Here is a 15,276-nt window from a genome sequence, read left to right on the forward strand (position 1 = left end):
TTTTTTATGGAGCTGCTGGAATAGAGACATTAGTGTCGCTTTAGTGTCGCTTTATTTCCCACACAGTTATGCGCTCACCACTCTGCGGATCCTTACTGTCTTTTAAAAGAACCCCCTCGGCTGCAAGCTCATCACGAATTGTATCCGCAGCTTCCCACTCTTTATTATGGATAAGTCTTAGTCTTTCGGCAATGCGCTGATCAATAAATTTTGTATCAAGGAAAGTTTTTCTCATAAATAATGGGCAATCTATTTCTTTAATCCATTCTTGTCTTAACAGTCCTAATAAATTCATCCCATTCAGAAGAGCCAAAGCATTTCCTTCTTTATAAAATTTTCGCAAAAGAGTCAGTGCTTTTGGAGTATTAAGATCATCACTAAGTGCATCTATCAAAGTATCATCAATTGCTTCATTGTTTTTCATCTCACTCTTTTTGCTGCGAAGCCATTCATACCAACGATACAGTTCGCTGCTCGATTGTATTAAACGCTGTGCTGTCCAATTTAATGGTTCACGATAATGCGTTTGCAACATCGAAAAACGCGCAGACAAACCAGCCCAATTTTGCTTCATTTCATCGGCTAAAATACCATTAAACTCCCCCAAATTACTCTCTAAAACAGAACGAATAGTTATGAAATTGCCAAAGCTTTTCGACATCTTTTTGCCTTCAACTTGTAAAAAACCATTATGCATCCAAAAATTAGCCATTCGCTCCGTCCCAAAAGCTGAACAACTTTGTGCAATCTCATTTTCATGATGAGGAAAAATTAAATCAATTCCACCACCATGGATATCAAAAACATTGGCGGTCGGATCATCACAGGTTAAACCACCGCCATAGGGCGCTAATAACTTTGCCATTGACATTGCAGAACATTCAATATGCCAACCTGGACGACCTAAAACAGGAATTCCGCCCGGTGATTTCCAACCTGGTTCTCCTTCCACAGAAGGCTTCCACAAAACAAAATCCATCTCTTCCCTTTTATAAGCAGCAACATCGATACGCGCCCCCGCCCTCATTTCATCTAAAGAACGATTTGCAAATGCCCCATAATGGGGAGGATTTTTTATGCTACTTACAGAAAATAATATATGATTTTCCGCTTCATAAGCGTGCCCCTTTTCAAGCAACCTTTCAATTAAAGAGCGCATCTCCTCTAAATGCTCAGTGGCGCGTGGCTGACTGGTTGGCAACAGACAACCAAGTGCTATGGTATCTTGTTGAAACTGAGAATATGTACGTTCTGTTAAGTGACGAATAGCCTCATTCAATGATACGTTTGGATATTCGCTAGCTGCTCGTGCATTAATTTTATCATCGACATCTGTAATATTACGTGCATATAGAACATGCTCATTGCCATAAACATGACGCAATAAGCGAAATAAAATATCAAAAACAATAACAGGACGTGCATTTCCTATATGCGCATAATCATAAATTGTCGGTCCACAAACATAAAGGCGTACTCTTGTCGCATCTATTGGTGTAAATTTTTCTTTTTTACGTGTTAGCGTATTATAAAATCGCAACTCTTTCATTTATTGACTCCATGGACGATATTATGCACCGATCCTTTTAGATGTATCTTATCTCAAATCATTGTATTACGCGGTTTAAGCTAAAAACTTGTATCTTATAGTAAATTCTTCTTACCATTTTCCCATTGTATTTACGGCTGTATTCATCGTTTATCATAAAAACAATCTATTTTATTTGATTGGACAAAAGCGTTCTATCATTAGAGATGCGTTCTCTCCTTAAAGAAAATGAGCTTAGAAAAAAATCTATAGGCAATACAATATAAATCTATGTGAAAAATAGATAGCTTGCAGGCAGAAAATCTTAAATTTTTAACCACACAAAGCTTCGTCAGTATTTTCAATATTCCACAATGGGTTCCTTACTGCCTCTTACGCCCTATATTTTATAATCAATAATTGAGAATAATGTAGCAATTAACTTTATTTTTTTACACCGTTCTCATGACAAAATTATTTTATCTTTACAGATTTTTATTCAAAGAAAGCAATAAAAATAATGCGGTATAGATTGATGAACATCATTATTTTAATATTTCTTGTCATTTCAATGCCAACCTTTGCACAACAATCTCCACCTTATGAAAAAAAATTACTCCGACTAGCAGAAATTTTGGGATCATTGCATTCTCTCCAAAATCTTTGCGAGCCTCCAACAAACCAATGGTATGACTATATGAATGCACTGATTGAAGCAGAACGCCCCATTCCACAAAGACGTGCTTATTTTTATGAAGCGTTTAATGAAGCGTATCGTGCTTTCTCAGAAAATTATCATCATTGTACACAAGCAGCCATTGAAGCCAACCAAAGATACATTGAGGAAGGAAGAATTTTATCTGAAAACCTCCTCATGCATTATAAATAATTAATCTATACAAAAAGTAGCTCTCTCAATCTTAGCGATATCAATGATACTCCTTTCACAAATGCGGGGAGCAATAAACCAGCTCTGAAAATAGAGAGACGTTTAAAGAATAATGTCTTGATACGCTTTTATTCATATGCGCCTTTTTCCCCATACAAAACTGTTCTTTGGCTTCCTCCCCACACTTTAACGGACAAAGATTTTTAACTAAATTTGCTCTGTAAATAATCTAGGTTCTTGTTGAACAAGGTTTCTCTTGGCTTCTAACACATGTAATTTGCTGCATAGTTTCTACAAACAAGCCTAAGAATATTCACCACGCATAAAAAAAACACTTATGTATCAAAGAGGCTGACATACCCTATATCACCACTCTAAAGGATGGTATTTTACGGCATACTTATAATTTTAATCTGTTTACACCAAAGTTTCCATAAATTTAACAGGCTCTCCTTGTGAAGGTGTGACAATTTCACCTTCCCACATAACGCGCATACCACGGATAATAGTCCCAACAGGCCAACCTTTAACTTTTTGACCATCATAAGGTGTCCAACCGGCGCGAGAACCAATTAAGCTATTCGTAATAATTTCCTCTCGCTTAAGATCAACAATGGTTAAATCAGCATCAAACCCAACAGCAATGCGCCCTTTACAACTTATACCAAAAATACGACTAGGGCCATGTGAAGTGAGATCAACAAAACGTTCAAGAGATATTTTTCCTGCATTCACATGTGTCAACATAATTGCTGCTGTTGTTTGCACGCCTGTCATACCTGAAGGTGAAGAGGGATAAGGTTGAAGTTTTTCTTCAAGAGTATGAGGCGCATGATCTGAACCTAAGACATCAATAATTCCTTGTTGAACACCGTACCAAAGAGCGTCACGGTGGCGCGGCTCACGAATAGGCGGATTCATCTGAATTAATGTACCAAACTTCTTATAATCATCAGCCGTGAGCGTCAAATGATGTTGTGTCACTTCAATTGTTGCAACATCCTTATGTTTTTTTAGAAAATCAATTTCTTCTTCTGTCGAAAGATGTAACACATGAATCCGAGCCTTCGTCTCATGAGCAATTTTTACCAAACGCTGCGTACATTTTAATGCCGCAACTTCATCACGCCAAATCGGATGTGACGATGCATCCCCTTCAATACGCAATATTTTACGCTCTTTGAGCCTCGCCTCATCTTCAGAATGAAAAGCCGCACGACGGCGTGTATTCTTCAAAATAAGGCGTACACTTTCATCATCATCAACCAAAAGATCACCGGTAGAGGACCCCATAAAGACTTTAATTCCAGCCGCACCAGGAAGTCTTTCTAATTCAGATAGTTCATGAGCATTTTCACGCGTTCCTCCAACCCAAAATGCAAAATCACAATGCATTCGATGAAATGCGCGTTGAACCTTATCGCTTAATGTTTCTTCTGATGTTGTCAATGGATTGGTATTAGGCATTTCAAAAACTGCCGTAACACCCCCTAACACAGCAGAATACGAGCCACTTTCCAAATCCTCCTTATATTCATTTCCTGGCTCACGAAAATGCACTTGGCTATCAATAATTCCTGGTAAAATATGAAGCCCCGTACAATCAATGACCTCACTAGCCGATGCACATGTAAGGTCGCCTATTTCAGCAATACGACCATTTGTAATACCAATATCACGCTTGCTTCTTCCATCATGATTCACAAGTGTTGCACCTTTAAAAATTGTATCAAATGTTTTAAACATAACCACGCTCCTTACATATTGCTCACTTATCGATTATGTAACTTTGAGCAGAAAGGCAAGAACCATGATTGAAAAACAAAATGCCATTTGCTTAAAAAACCGCGGACTTATTCAAATTACAGGCGAAGAAGCAACAGATTTTCTACAATCCCTGATCACGACAGATGTAAAAAAAATCAGTCCACAGGAACTTTTCCCTGGAGCCCTTTTATCCCCACAAGGAAAGGTTCTTGCTGATTTTCTTATCGGAAAAAAAGAAGATGGTTACCTGATTGATATCAGGATGCCTTTAGCTGATACGCTCCATAAGCGTCTGTTGCTCTATAAGCTGCGCAAAAAAGTAGAAATTACACAACCATTCCAAGAGCTTGTTACAGTTTCTTTGAATAATGAATCAGATGCTTTAAATTTTGATTCAAGTTTTGTTGATAAACGCTTCCCACAAAAAGAAAAAATAATACGAATCTATGGCAAAAAACCTTTTTTAACTTCAGAATATCATGACACATGGAATCAATTGCGTATCCGTTATGCAATTGCGGAAAGTGATCAAGACTATGAAATTGGCAAAGTCTTTCCTCATGATATTAATTACGATCAAATCAATGGACTTGCATTCAATAAAGGATGTTATATTGGACAAGAAATTGTTTCACGAATGCACCACCGCCGTGCAGCACGTCGCCGTATTTTTATTGTAAAAGGCCAGTGTAAATTAACCCCTCAATCTAGCATTGAAGCAGGAACAAAAGTGCTTGGCTACTTGGGAACATGTGTAGAAAATGAGGCTCTTGCTTTAATGCGTATTGACCACGTCAAAGATGCTATGGATCATAACATCCCCTTTACTGTAAAAAACATTCCTGTCACTATAAGCATTGCTGAAAATATGAATTTTACCTTTCCTGAAAATACTATAGAAAACACTCATGGCTAAAGCTGAATTATTAAAAAATGGAAAAGCCCGCGCTTGGCAAAGAATGCTCTCTGGAAGGCGACTTGATCTTCTCAACCCTTCTCCTTTTGATGTTGAAATTGAAGATATTGCCCATGGACTTGCTCGCGTAGCACGTTGGAACGGTCAAACACGAGGAGAGCATGCCTATTCTGTTGCACAACATTCACTTTTGGTTGAACAAATATTTCAAAAACTTTTTCCACAATCGGGAAGCAACGAATGTCTTTATGCCCTTCTTCATGATGCTCCAGAATATGTCATCGGCGATATGATTTCCCCTTTTAAAGCTGTTATAGGAAAACAATATGAACGCGTTGAAAAGCGCATCCAAGATGCTATCCACATGCGCTTTTCTCTTCCCGTTGATCTTTCTCAAAAACTTTTAAAAAAAATTAAACAAGCCGACCGTATCGCTGCCTATTATGAAGCGATTACGCTTGCTGGATTTAATACAGAAGAAGCCCTTCACTATTTTGGCTCTCCCAATAATATTCTACCCGATGATCTGAATTTATCCCCCTATTCTACCCAACACATTGAAAACGCATTTTTAACGCGCTTTAATGACTTGGATGTCCAAAGATTATAGCCCCTTCGCATTGTTGATTCCTTGTCATTACAGAATCATCACACTGACTTATAATAATAATTCATTGTTTTTTCATTTTGAATGAGAGCTCCTAATATCGTAAGCTTCACTCATTTCAAATCTGTTTATATTGAATCAATCAAAATCATTCTCTTGCACACCACAAGCGGGTCTGGCGTGTGGGTAAAATTTTTTAAAGAAAGAGTTAAAATGCTTCTTATGAACCATCTCAAGTGCTAAGCGCTGTCGCAGCATTGAAAATTGGCAAAGTGTGTGATGATGCCGGCTTGCTCTCTTATGAAGCGTAAAGACGGGAGTACTCTATAAATTTTATACACTTCATAAGGGACTTACCACTATACTATTCACGAACGCCGTCGCGAAATAGGTTGAGTACCTTAAGAAAGCTTTCTTTAAAAAAGCACGTGAATTAGCGACCCAATGGCGTTCTGTTTTGCATGAGAGGCGTGACTTCATTAAAGAAATGGAAAAAATCACAGTTCAAATTGCATACAAAATATATTAAAAATGCACATTCATTATCAAAATAACAAATGTTCTCTTGTCAAACCTTTCATCTTAAACTGAAGTTTATTTTAGTTTATAAACTTCATTATCCGCTGGGAAAGCACGAGATGTGACATCCTCTGCATAATTCTTTATTGCAGTTTCCATCGCTTGTTCAAGGTCTCCATAACGGCGTACAAATTTTGGCACATGAGAACCATAGCCCAACATATCTTCCATAACCAATACTTGCCCATCACATTGATTGGACGCCCCTATACCGATCGTAGGGATAGAAAGCTTATCTGTCAGTTTCACCGCTAAAGGTTCAACCATTGCTTCTAAAACAACAGCAAAAGCACCTGCCTCTTCAATCGCTGCTCCATCTGCTTCAATTCTTTGCCAATCATTCTCCTTGCGTCCTTGTGTTTTAAAACCACCAAAACGATTCATTGCTTGGGGTGTAAGACCAATGTGCCCCATCACTGGAATGCCACGTTTACACAAAAAATCTACTGTTTCGGCTATATAAACGCCCCCTTCAAGCTTAACTGCACCACACCCCGTTTGTGCAAGAATGCGCGATGCATTTAAAAAAGCTTGCTCTGGACTTTCCTCATAAGAACCAAAAGGCATATCAATAACAACAAGAGCTTTTTGAGATCCACGCACCACGGCTTTCCCGTGTGAAATCATCATATCTAAATTAACAGGAAGCGTTGTCTCAAACCCATACACAACCATCCCAACGCTATCACCAACCAAAAGGATATCGCAATATGGATCAGCAATCCGCGCAGTATAAGCTTGATAAGCTGTTAAAGAAACAATTGGCTGTTGTCCCTTTCGTGCACGTATTTCGGAAGATGTTATACGCTTTACGGTTTTATGTACACTCATTTTCCACCCTTCTCTTGCAATATATATTGATCAATCAGCCTTATCTCACCAAAGCGGACAGTAAGAAGTAAAACTGCTGGTTTATTCAATGTTCCTTTAACCACGCATAAAGTTTCCATATCCCGTAAATCTATCGCTTCAATGATTGCACGCGTTTCTTGTTGTAAAATATCACGAACAGTTTTGCATAATTTATCAACCGACCGTTCACCTTCATGATAAAGCTTTTCAGCAGCTTTTCCACTTTCAGGAATAATTTTGGCAGCTTTACGATCTTCTAATGTTAAAAGCTGATTGCGTGAAGAACACGCTACACCATCTGACTCCCGTAGAATAGGAACTCCAACGATTTCAATAGGAAAAGCCAAATCTTCAACCATACGCCGAATAATTAAAATTTGTTGAAAATCTTTTTCCCCAAAAAAAGCCTTATCTGGTTGGACAATGTTAAAAAGTTTAGCAACAACGCTTGTTACACCACAAAAATGCCCCGGACGTAATTTTCCCATCAAAATACGTGATAATTTTTTCACTTGTACAATTGTATCATTCCCCAGTGGCCACATTTCATCGACAGAAGGAGCAAAAACACATTCAACACCTGCTTCTTTTAACAAAGCACAATCGCCCTTCAAATCTCTTGGATATTGAGAAAAATCTTCATGAGGTCCAAATTGCTTTGGATTGACAAAAATAGAAACCACTACGCGATCACACATTGCTCTTGCATACTGTACTAATGCAAGATGTCCATCATGCAATGCCCCCATTGTTGGAACAAAACCAATCGAAAAACCTAAACGTCGTTCCTCTGAAGTATATTGGCGGACTTCAGCAATTGTCTTTAAAATTCTCATTTTCCCATTCAATTATCATCAGATCAACCAATTAATGCCTGTACACCAAATTGACGCTCAAACAATTGTATCAAATTCATGCGCACTGACGGCTGCTTTATATCTCGTGGCTCCCAGACATGACGCATAAGAAAAAAACCCGTCAGTATAAAACCATTTATTATGTCACTAAAATCAGCAGGACGAGTCGTTCTTTGTACAAGAAACTGTGGTAGAATGAGAAGCTTTTTTTTCCAAGGTTCCCCTGCTTCTTCACAGACAGCCCGTCCAGATTTTGGTGATACGTAATGAAGCCTTTCCTGACGACCTGTTGCAGCACAACAAGATAAATCAAGACCAAAACCAAGTTCTTCAAGAAGCCGCATTTCAAAACGTACAAGCAATTCTGCATTTACAAATGGTTCATCAAAATTCTGCATAAAAAGGTGTAAAATATCATATAAAATGGGGTGCGGATCACGTTCGGGAAGAAGCCGCAAATGAAAAGCTATCAATTGCAAAGTATAAAGTGCTTCTGGTAGACAGATTAATCGTGCCGCATGTAAATCAAGAGCTTCAAGCCGAAAAAGTCCCAAATGTTCGTCTAAACGAGCCCACCATTCAGCCTCCACAAAATTTCCAGGTTGAAGAAGAGCTGCCATGCGACGCGAGCGCCCCCCTTTTACCACTCCCATATAACGACCATGTTCACGTGTCATAATCTCAAGAATAACACTTGTTTCACCATATTGGCGTGTACCAAGTATAACGGCTTGTTCTTTCCACTTCATTTTACTTTAATTATTTTTAAAAATCTTATTAAAAAAAATCCAATCCCATTTCACGATAACGTTCTGGATCGGTATCCCAATTATCGCGCACTTTCACAAAGAGAAAAAGATGCACCTTTTGATCCATAATTTCCATGAGTTCTTTACGTGCTGCTTGACCAATCGCTTTAATTGTATCGCCTTTTGCTCCTAAGACAATTTTTTTCTGACTCTCACGCTCGACATAAATAACTTGATTAATTTTAACGGAACCATCTGAACGCTCTTCCCAGTTTTCTGTTTCAACCGTTGAGGAATAAGGAAGTTCATCATGAAGACGAAGAAAAAGTTTTTCACGCGTAATTTCAGCAGCAAGATGACGCATAGGCATATCAGAAATTTGATCTTCCGGATAATACCATGGCCCTTCCTGCATCATGTTACTCAACGCATGAAGTAAATCCTTGCAACCAGAACCGTTTAGAGCAGAAATCATAAATGTTTGCGCAAACTTTACACGTTCATTTATTTTAGTGGTTAACGCTAGAAGAGATGATTTAACAACTGTATCAACCTTATTAAGAACAAGAACTTTTTCTTGTTTCATATTGTTTACAATATCTAACATCATATCAACTTCATCCGAAAGACCACTTTGAGCGTCAATTAAAACGAGTAGAACATCAGCGCTCTTAGCCCCTCCCCAAGCAGCAGAGACCATGGCTCGTTCTAAGCGCTTATGGGGACGAAAAACACCCGGTGTATCGACCAACACAATTTGCACATCATCATGAATGACAATACCGCGGATTAAAGTTCGTGTTGTTTGTACCTTATGTGTTACAATTGAAACCTTTGTTCCAACCAATTGATTAACCAGTGTCGATTTACCGGCATTAGGCATCCCAATAAGCACAACAAACCCAGAACGCGTTTTCATAACGTCACTCATGATCATTTTTTCCCACTGTTTTCCATACACCCTCTCGTCGCAAAATTTTTTCAGCTGCCATTCTTTCAGCATATCTTTTGGAGCTTCCCTGCCCAATCTCTGAAGCAAACCCAGAAATACTGACCTCTACAATAAAAACAGGATCGTGATCTGGACCTGAACGTTTTATAACCTGATAATGTGGTTGTGCATTGCCTTGGATATGCGCCCATTCCTGTAATTCTGTCTTGGCATCACGTCGACCAGCATCCATTTTCTTTGCCCGACTTTGCCAATATTTTTGAATAAAAGGGCGAACGCTTTCCAATCCTCCATCGAGATATATTACGGCAATCAAAGCTTCCACGACATCTGCATGCATGTTGATAAGTCGACGCCCCTCAAAATTTTTCATCTCAAAACCAACACGGATCATATCAGGAAGTCTCATTTCACGCGCAATATCAGCACATGTCTGTGCATTGACCAGATGATTTAAACGGACTGATAATTCACCTTCACTTGCCTGAGGAAAAAGTTGATACAGCATCTCTGCAATCAAAAGCCCTAAAACCCGATCCCCTAGAAACTCTAGTCGTTCATAATTCCCCTGTTCCGAATCTTGTACACTCGAGTGTGTTAATGCCTTCTTTAACCTCTCTTCATCTTTAAAACGATGCCCCGTCAGCTTGAAAAGCTGATCAATCATGAGACGTTTCATCGTTGTTTCCTTGCTTGATAAGCGGCAAATCATGAACCGTATTTATGAAAGAAAACAAACGTTTCCAACGCACATCAAATGGCCAGCGCCAAATCTGCCAAGCACTTGAACCATTACTGATAGAAAAGAAAATCACGCTCGCGCGACCAATAAGATTTTCTTCTGGAACATAGCCTACATCTAAACGACTATCATCTGAATTGTCGCGGTTATCTCCCATCATAAAGTAATGTCCTTGAGGAACTTCAAAGACTTCTGTATCATCAACTTTCGGGATGAAAGCTAAATCAAGTGTATCATAACTGACACCGTTAGGCATTGTCTCGCGATAAACCTCAACAGGATAGTTAACCTCTGTTATATCAGAATTATCAATCTCCCCCATAAAGTGACGTGAAACAGCCTCATCATTAATATAAAGGACACTTTGACGGACTTGTATACGATCACCTGGTAGCCCAACAACGCGTTTTATATAATCAATCTTCGGATTACTTGGTAAGCGAAAAACGACCACATCTCCACGTTGAGGTTGAGATGCCCAAATCCGTCCAGAAAAAAGAGGAGGAGAAAAGGGGATGGAAAAACGAGAATACCCATATGCATACTTAGAAACAAACAGATAATCTCCCACCAACAAAGTAGGACGCATTGAACCGGAAGGAATACTAAACGGCTGGAAAAAAAGTGTCCGAATAAACGCTGCTAAAAGCAAAGCCTGTATTAAAACAGAAATAAATTCACGAAGCCCACCTTTTTTTTCTTTTTTATGCACTTTATCTTTTTGGATCATCACCAACTGCCTTCTCATCACAGATATAATTTTTTTCATCATAATATTCAAATAACAAAAGCACAATCTCTCATGCCATCTATCCACGTGGAAGTGCTTCGATAATAATAAATGCCTGTGCCCAAGGAAAATCATCTGTTATACTAAGATGAATAACTGCATCATGATGAGGAGGTAATAATTTTTGAAGTTGTATTTGCGCACGATTTGTTAATTGCATTATTGGTTTACCAGATGGCAAATTAACTACCCCCATGTCTTTCCAATTGATACCACAAGCGATTCCCGTTCCTAAGGCTTTAGCACATGCTTCTTTAGCAGCAAATCTTTTTGCATAGGAAGAGGAGCTTTTTTTGAGATTTTCAGATCTATTTCTTTCAATATCCGTAAAAATACGTTCGATAAAACGCTCACCATAACGAACCAACATTTTCTCAATACGTCGTATATCAACCAGATCATTTCCAAGACCAATAATCATAAGATATTACCCGATCTTTCTTAAATTTATTTCTGTTTTAATACAGGCGATGAGCGCTTCTTTAAACGCCTTTTTTTTATAATCTTTTGATATCGCTTTTGTTTAAAACGAACCGTTGCTCTGTAAACACCTATATAAGATAAACCACCAAAAACAATACCTAAAAGAGTTCCCCCTAAAATCATAGGACTCATAATTGTGTCCCATGCGCCTTTAAAGAGGAGAGAGAGATTTGACAATGTCAAACCATTAAATAGAGCACGAATTTGCGAAAGAGAAATCTCTTTGACATCGCTAAAAAGTGATAAACAAAAATACCCTACTTTATAATCAGCCATGACAATCAATAAAAATGTGAGTGGATTAGAAAAAATTGTCCCAATGATTGCGGCAGCAAAGTTTGCACGCAAAAGCCAAGAAAAAAATATTGCCAAAATAATATGCAGCCCAAAGAAAGGGGAACAAGCTAAAAAAACGCCAACAGCAACCCCTAATGCTACTTCATGCGGTGTTGCTGATATACGCAAAATACGTTTATGTATGTAGCAAAATGAGCGAGAAAATGAACGACGTGGCCATAACCAAAGTCGAATACGCGTTACAAAATCTATTGGTTCTCGACGACGAAAAAGCATATGACTCTCAATATACATCTTTTAATGATGAAATAATCTATATCATCCAAATTAATCTTTTTAAGCTTTTGCACAAAAAAAATAGAACGACAATTAAATATTTCGACTGCCTGGTTTAATCGCGGGAAGAACAGAAAGCTCTGCAGGAAGTGCATCACTAGCATAAGAGGTTATCTCGTATTCAGCAAGCGCAATCAATGGAACTCCAACATTGACCTTACCACCAGAACGATCAAGGATACATGCACTGGCCAATACCTCTGCTCCTGCTGAAACAAGCGCTTCAACAGTCTCACGAATAGAAAGCCCCGTTGTTACAATATCTTCAACAATAACAACCCGTGCACCCTTCTTGATTTCAAAACGACGCAATTCAAAGATGCCATTTACACGCTCTACCCAAAGAGAAGGAACACCAAGGTGACGTGAAGTTTCATAGGAAGGAATAAGACCGCCAATTGCGGGACCAACAACATAGTCAATTTTTCCCTCGATAGATTTTTTGATTTTTTCAGCCAATCCACGACATAACTTTTCCGTCAAGTCAGCATGCATGAATACTTTCGCTTTTTGCATATAAGTCGCACTATGGCGCCCCGATGTTAAAATAAAATGCCCTTCTAGAATAGCATCTGCTTGTTTAAAAATATCAATGACATCTTGTGTCTTCATTGCACAATCTTTCTTTTTATCCATGAACCCGCCGTACTGTACTTACTGAACCTGCCTTTTTTAACTGAGAAAAAATACGATTCAAATGTTTTAAATCCCACACTTCCAAATCAATCATAATTTCTGTAAAATCTGGTGCTGTACGGATAAAAGATAAATTTTGGATATTGGCATCGTTAGCAGAAATTATTTGTGTAATTTCAGCCAGAGAACCAGGACTATTTACAACTAAAATATTCATCCGTGCAGGAAAACGTTCATTCATTTGGGCATCAATATCCCAGCGAACATCAATCCATCGTTCTGGCTGATCATCATACGCCATCAAAGCTGAAGACTGTATTGGATAAATAACGATCCCAGCTCCTGGCTGCATAATACCAACAATCCGATCTCCAGGTACTGCTCCTTCCGGTGAAAAACGTACGGGTATATCTCCACGGGTTCCTCTAATAGGCAAGGCTTTAGATTGATGATTCTCGACCTTTGCATTCTTTTCATTTTCTGGAACTTTAAAAATCATACCTTGAGCATTTTCAATATTAAACCAACCTTCTTCCCCAGGCTTAAAAGATGACTTTTGTACCACACGGTGATCTTGATAATCAGGATAAACCGCTTTAATCACATCAGCGGAAAACAGCTCTCCACGCCCAACAGCAGCCAATACATCCTCTACATCTTTACGTGCTAAACGTGGCAAAACTTTCTTCAAAAGGTCTTTTGAAAATTGCTTTCCCATATATTCAAATGAACGCTCGAGAATACGATATCCTAAACCCGAATATTGTTTACGTACCGCTGCACGACTTGCTCGTCGAATAGCTGAACGTGCTTTACCCGTGACAACAAGAAATTCCCATGCTGCTGGCGGAATTTGAGCGTGTGAGCGAATAATATCAACCTCATCACCATTTTTTAATTTGGTCATTAAAGGCATAATACGACCATTGATTTTTACACCCACACAAGAATCACCGATGTCTGTATGGACGGCATAAGCAAAATCAATAGGCGTAGCTCCTTTAGGAAAAGCAATTAATCGACCTTTCGGCGTAAAACAAAAAACTTGGTCTTGAAAAAGCTCAAGTTTTGTATGTTCTAAAAACTCTTCTGGATTATCTCCATCAGACAAAGATTGTATCGTTTGACGCAACCATGCATAGGCATTCGTTTCACTTGATAACTTCACAGTCGAATAATTGGAACCATGCTCTTTATATATGGAATGAGCAGCAACCCCATATTCAGCAACTTCATCCATAGAAGCCGTTCTAATTTGCAACTCAACACGTTGTCTTGAAGGACCAACAATTGTTGTATGAATAGAACGATAATCATTTTGCTTTGGTATAGAGATATAATCTTTAAAACGACCAGGAACCATTGGCCATGTCGTATGAATGACACCAAGAGCACGATAACAATCATTCACGGACTCAACAATCACACGAAATCCAAAAATATCCGATAATTGTTCAAAAGATAATGCTTTACTTTCCATTTTGCGAAAAACTGAATAAGATTTTTTCTGACGGCTTTTAACATCTGCTTTAATACCATGCTCCAAAAAAAGTTTTGTCAATTCATTTTCAATTGTGGAAAGCAAATCACGGTTGTGTTTCAATAATTCAGAAAGTCGATTGGTAATTGTACGATAACCTTCTGGATTTAAATAAAAGAAAGAGAGATCCTCTAATTCCTCACGCATATCCTGCATACCCATACGACCTGCAAGTGGCGCATAGATATCCATCGTCTCCTCAGCAATTCGCCGACGTTTATCATCACGCATAACACCAAGGGTACGCATATTATGAAGACGATCAGCAAGTTTGACTAAAAGAACACGAACATCATCAGAAATAGCAATAAGAAGTTTACGAAGATTTTCTGCTTGTACGGCTTTCTTTGATACAAGATCAAGCTTATTAAGCTTTGTAAGCCCTTCAACCAACTTCCCAATTTCAGAACCAAAAAGCTGATCAATTTCTGCTCGTGTAGCGCTTGTATCTTCAATTGTATCATGCAAAAGAGCAACAGCAATCGTTGCCTCGTCCAACCGCATATCTGTCAAAATAGCAGCAACTTCTAAAGGATGAGAAAAATAAAGATCACCTGATGCACGCTTTTGATGTGCATGCTTTTTCATTGCATAATCATAGGCCCTGTTTAAAAGAGCCTCATCTACGTCAGACTTGTAACGTTGAACACGTCCAACAAGCTCACACTGACGCATCATACGAGCATATCCTTTATCTTTTCACACCTCTAATCTTTATTGAACATGTCCTATCAATAAAAGACAAGAAAAATAATT

15 protein-coding genes and 1 pseudogene are annotated in these 15,276 nt (G+C 38.5%); 4 read left to right on the forward strand and 12 right to left on the reverse strand.

What is annotated here, in order from left to right:
- Positions 1 to 40 precede the first annotated feature (40 nt).
- Positions 41 to 1,549: a cysteine--tRNA ligase gene (gene cysS / locus ACFILO_RS02715; RefSeq protein ID WP_375652285.1), complete on the reverse strand. Its 1,509-nt coding sequence runs from the start codon at positions 1,547 to 1,549 to the stop codon at positions 41 to 43.
- A gap of 499 nt (positions 1,550 to 2,048) precedes the next feature.
- Between cysS and ACFILO_RS02720 the strand changes: the two genes are divergently transcribed.
- Positions 2,049 to 2,417 carry a TIGR02301 family protein gene (locus ACFILO_RS02720; RefSeq protein WP_375612942.1) on the forward strand — a complete coding sequence of 123 codons (369 nt, stop codon included), beginning with the start codon at positions 2,049 to 2,051 and terminating at the stop codon, positions 2,415 to 2,417.
- A 417-nt stretch (positions 2,418 to 2,834) separates the two neighbouring features.
- Here the strand turns inward: ACFILO_RS02720 and ACFILO_RS02725 are convergent, their stop codons facing one another.
- Positions 2,835 to 4,163, reverse strand: coding sequence for a dihydroorotase (locus ACFILO_RS02725; RefSeq protein WP_375612943.1), 1,329 nt, complete (start codon positions 4,161 to 4,163; stop codon positions 2,835 to 2,837).
- Between the two features lie 64 nt (positions 4,164 to 4,227).
- Between ACFILO_RS02725 and ACFILO_RS02730 the strand changes: the two genes are divergently transcribed.
- The 3 genes and pseudogenes from ACFILO_RS02730 to ACFILO_RS02740 all read left to right on the forward strand — a co-directional run.
- Positions 4,228 to 5,100, forward strand: coding sequence for a YgfZ/GcvT domain-containing protein (locus ACFILO_RS02730; protein ID WP_375629274.1), 873 nt, complete (start codon positions 4,228 to 4,230; stop codon positions 5,098 to 5,100).
- A complete protein-coding gene (locus tag ACFILO_RS02735; protein ID WP_375677792.1) occupies positions 5,093 to 5,710 on the forward strand; it encodes a YfbR-like 5'-deoxynucleotidase in 618 nt (205 codons plus the stop codon). The genes ACFILO_RS02730 and ACFILO_RS02735 overlap by 8 nt, the downstream gene beginning before the upstream one ends.
- A gap of 351 nt (positions 5,711 to 6,061) precedes the next feature.
- Positions 6,062 to 6,203, forward strand: a pseudogene (locus ACFILO_RS02740) (integrase); the annotation flags it as partial.
- A 98-nt stretch (positions 6,204 to 6,301) separates the two neighbouring features.
- On the opposite strand, the gene panB reads toward ACFILO_RS02740, so the two are convergent.
- From panB to ACFILO_RS02790, 10 genes are all read right to left on the reverse strand, one after another.
- The gene (gene panB / locus ACFILO_RS02745; RefSeq protein ID WP_375612945.1) at positions 6,302 to 7,117 is read right to left on the reverse strand and encodes a 3-methyl-2-oxobutanoate hydroxymethyltransferase; all 816 of its coding nucleotides are present in this window, start codon (positions 7,115 to 7,117) and stop codon (positions 6,302 to 6,304) included.
- Positions 7,114 to 7,974, reverse strand: coding sequence for a pantoate--beta-alanine ligase (panC, locus tag ACFILO_RS02750; RefSeq protein WP_375612946.1), 861 nt, complete (start codon positions 7,972 to 7,974; stop codon positions 7,114 to 7,116). The genes panB and panC overlap by 4 nt, the downstream gene beginning before the upstream one ends.
- A gap of 23 nt (positions 7,975 to 7,997) precedes the next feature.
- Positions 7,998 to 8,744 (reverse strand): DNA repair protein RecO, encoded by a 747-nt coding sequence (recO, locus tag ACFILO_RS02755; RefSeq protein WP_375612947.1) that lies wholly within the window; start codon positions 8,742 to 8,744, stop codon positions 7,998 to 8,000.
- Positions 8,745 to 8,772: 28 nt separating this feature from the next.
- The gene (era, locus tag ACFILO_RS02760) at positions 8,773 to 9,675 is read right to left on the reverse strand and encodes a GTPase Era (RefSeq protein ID WP_375631705.1); all 903 of its coding nucleotides are present in this window, start codon (positions 9,673 to 9,675) and stop codon (positions 8,773 to 8,775) included.
- Complete coding sequence (gene rnc / locus ACFILO_RS02765; protein ID WP_375631703.1) at positions 9,668 to 10,375, reverse strand: ribonuclease III; 708 nt, start codon at positions 10,373 to 10,375, stop codon at positions 9,668 to 9,670. The genes era and rnc overlap by 8 nt, the downstream gene beginning before the upstream one ends.
- Positions 10,356 to 11,168, reverse strand: a complete 813-nt coding sequence (gene lepB / locus ACFILO_RS02770) for a signal peptidase I (RefSeq protein ID WP_375611213.1) — start codon at positions 11,166 to 11,168, stop codon at positions 10,356 to 10,358. The genes rnc and lepB overlap by 20 nt, the downstream gene beginning before the upstream one ends.
- A gap of 79 nt (positions 11,169 to 11,247) precedes the next feature.
- Positions 11,248 to 11,649, reverse strand: coding sequence for a holo-ACP synthase (gene acpS / locus ACFILO_RS02775; RefSeq protein ID WP_375629295.1), 402 nt, complete (start codon positions 11,647 to 11,649; stop codon positions 11,248 to 11,250).
- Positions 11,650 to 11,675: 26 nt separating this feature from the next.
- Positions 11,676 to 12,284: a DUF2062 domain-containing protein gene (locus tag ACFILO_RS02780; RefSeq protein WP_375610146.1), complete on the reverse strand. Its 609-nt coding sequence runs from the start codon at positions 12,282 to 12,284 to the stop codon at positions 11,676 to 11,678.
- Between the two features lie 93 nt (positions 12,285 to 12,377).
- On the reverse strand, positions 12,378 to 12,956 hold the full coding sequence (gene pyrE / locus ACFILO_RS02785) for an orotate phosphoribosyltransferase (RefSeq protein ID WP_375677811.1): 579 nt from the start codon (positions 12,954 to 12,956) through the stop codon (positions 12,378 to 12,380).
- A 16-nt stretch (positions 12,957 to 12,972) separates the two neighbouring features.
- The gene (locus ACFILO_RS02790; protein WP_375612951.1) at positions 12,973 to 15,198 is read right to left on the reverse strand and encodes a RelA/SpoT family protein; all 2,226 of its coding nucleotides are present in this window, start codon (positions 15,196 to 15,198) and stop codon (positions 12,973 to 12,975) included.
- Positions 15,199 to 15,276: the final 78 nt, after the last annotated feature.

This window comes from Bartonella sp. AP72JLCBS, assembly GCF_042195705.1.
Classification (GTDB): Bacteria; Pseudomonadota; Alphaproteobacteria; order Rhizobiales; family Rhizobiaceae; genus Bartonella.